This window comes from Finegoldia magna (genome assembly GCF_018371055.1).
Classification (GTDB): domain Bacteria; phylum Bacillota; class Clostridia; order Tissierellales; family Peptoniphilaceae; genus Finegoldia; species Finegoldia magna_I.
The window spans coordinates 1-1,074 of sequence record NZ_JAGYZD010000372.1; the positions used below are offsets into that span (position 1 = coordinate 1).

Here is a 1,074-nt window from a genome sequence, read left to right on the forward strand (position 1 = left end):
CAGAAAGGAACAAATAATGAAACAAATGAAAAACCCAAATGAAACAAATGGATACGTAATGCTTTACACAATGCAAGATAAAAGATCACTAGACGTATTGAAAAAAGAAAAAAGATTCATCAACAAATTGGAATACGCAAGTGAACATTTGGGAGACATCTATGAGTTTTTCAGAGAAAAATACACCTATTTCGTCAAACAAGCAGAAACAATCGTCCCCAAACCTGACGATGTAAAACTACCAATATGGTGCTCAGTTAGTAACAAAAATTGCATGAAACCAGACCAAAACTCCGTAGCATATTGCCTCAAAGTCCCAGCAGAAAAGGTCGTCTATCTAGATGGAGCAAAATGGGACTACGTCCTCAACAACCACTACGTACCACTAGATGAAGACGATTTGAAAAATTACTACAAATACTTGAAAGATCACAAAATGCCCAACCCGTTTCTAATAGGCTCCGAAGATTATAGATATTTGTATCCCGAAGAATACAAAAAAATCTACCAAAGCTACAAAAGAATCTTCGACATCGATAAGTGGAACATCTTCGCAGTCCAAGGAAACATCTGGGAAATCACAGAAGACATGATAATCAAAGTATACTACCATGACGACCCAATAGACATATCAGAAGAAAATTTAATAGATTATTTGTAAAAATCTTAGACTTAATTGTCTAAGATTTTTGTTTGTTGATAAACAAAAAAGCAGTTAAGCCTTATTGCTAAGAATATCATACGGAGAAAATTTTGTTGATTACAAATCGAAGAAACCCGGCCAAAATTTGACCGCCGAACGTAGTGAGCTTCAAATTTTAGGGTTTCAAGATTTAGAAATAACAAATTTTCGTAGTCTAGATATTCGTGCAATATGCTTAATCTGCGTGTATTTTACCTACGTTAGCAATGAAATTACTAACCCATGTCAGCAATGTAATTGCTTACTTCTTTTCTCTTTTTTTAAAAAACACAAAAAATGCACCAGTAATTATTATTAAACAAGCGATGCTTATTAAAATATGCTCGTTGTCTATGCCTGCTTTTGGCAAAGTTTGTGTACTAGCCAACATT

The 1,074-nt window shown here is 34.1% G+C and carries 2 protein-coding genes; one reads left to right on the forward strand and one right to left on the reverse strand.

What is annotated here, in order from left to right:
• The coding region (locus tag KHW44_RS09965) for a DUF3841 domain-containing protein (protein ID WP_369680537.1) at positions 1-661 on the forward strand (661 nt) is incomplete at its 5' end.
• 283 nt (positions 662-944) lie between these two features.
• On the opposite strand, the gene KHW44_RS09970 is transcribed toward KHW44_RS09965, so the two are convergent.
• Positions 945-1,073: an LPXTG cell wall anchor domain-containing protein gene (locus KHW44_RS09970; protein ID WP_304068999.1), complete on the reverse strand. Its 129-nt coding sequence runs from the start codon at positions 1,071-1,073 to the stop codon at positions 945-947.
• Between the last annotated feature and the right edge of the window lies 1 nt (position 1,074).